The sequence below is a fragment of the Ruegeria sp. CG4 genome, from assembly GCF_056537185.1.
Genome location: NZ_JBQFRB010000021.1, coordinates 1 through 1362 on the forward strand (window position 1 = coordinate 1; position 1362 = coordinate 1362).

Sequence of the window (1362 nt, forward strand, 5' to 3'; positions counted from 1 at the left end):
GATCAGGTCACCCGTGAGATCGTGGAGGAAACCATCTCCATCGGGTTTGATGATCTGGATGCCAAACTTGCCCGGATCGGATACGGACCAAAAGCTCTGGCCGAGATGACGGACACCCGCGTTCCCGAGATCCGCCGTTTCCTCAAAGGGCAACTAGCTGTGGAATCTGGTTAGGTTGTTCCATTTAAGGCCTGAATTGGGGTTTGATTGTTAATGCCCATGTGGGTGCGTTGAGTGTTGTACCAGTTCACCCATCTTGGCAGATCCTGTTTTCTGGCTCTTGATGATTTAAACGGGATGGCATAGGCCCACTCACGCAGCATGGTTTGAATGAAGCGTTCGGCTTTTCCGTTGGTTTTAGGCGTGTAGGGCCGGGTGCGGATGTGTTTTATATTCAGCATCCGCAGTATCCTGCGGAACAGTTTTGCGATGTAACCGGAACCGTTGTCCGTCATCACTCGCTCGACTGCCACGCCCCGTCTGCGAAACCAGCGCAGAGCGCGGACAAGAAAAGCTGAGGTCGAGTGCCGGGTCTCATCGGGCAGAACTTCCACATAGGCAAGACGGGTGGCATCATCAATGGCCACATGCAGATAGTCCCAGCCAAGTCCCGGTGTGCGGCCTTTGCGATTGCCTGTAATGCGATGACCGTGCCCTTCAAAGCGCCCCAGTTTCTTGATGTCCAGATGTAATAGCTCCCCCGCTCGTTCGCGTTGATAGCGTCGCACAAGTGGCTTGGGATCAAGAGCCTTCAATTTACCAAGACCTGCATGCTTCAACCAAGCCGCAACTGTCGAGCGGGCAAGATTGAGCTTGGTCGCGATCTCTTGTGCCGTCAGACGGTAGTCCTTGCGAAGTTGTTCAGCTTTCTTGCGCCACCAGCTGGCCTGTACAGCAGCGGCAGACCTTGGCCGTGATGAGCGGTTCTCCAGACCGGCCCTTCCTTCAGCCAGGTAGCGGCCAATCCATTTACGCACCGTGCGAACACTGACTGCAAACGCCCGGGCAACCTGTTCCACCGGTTGCCGCTGTTCCAGCACTCGTTTTACCATCTGCTCTCGACTATACGTCGTGGTTCGGGCATTCTTATGCGGGTTGTTCATCTCATGGATCTCTTGTGTTGTTTTGTGGTGAAACCAACATCAAACATCTGAACGCGATGAACAACCTCTTCAGAGAACACAACTAGCCACACTCAACGACACTGACACATCCGCGAAACCAACGGTATGACACCTATAAGCCCTTTATTGTGCAGGTGGGTATGGCATTGCGCGGTAACGGGCAATCCGAAGTCAGTCCATGTGTAGAAGGCACAAGAGAGGAGAGAACTATACGCCATGCACGTGAATTACATCTACA

Annotated in this window: 1 protein-coding gene; it reads right to left on the reverse strand. The window is 53.5% G+C overall.

Going from position 1 to position 1362, the window contains the following annotated elements; all coding sequences use genetic code 11:
- Nucleotides 1-170: 170 nt before the first annotated feature.
- Nucleotides 171-1103, reverse strand: coding sequence for an IS481 family transposase (locus tag ACR0J2_RS24045; RefSeq protein WP_480745117.1), 933 nt, complete (start codon nt 1101-1103; stop codon nt 171-173).
- Nucleotides 1104-1362 lie beyond the last annotated feature (259 nt).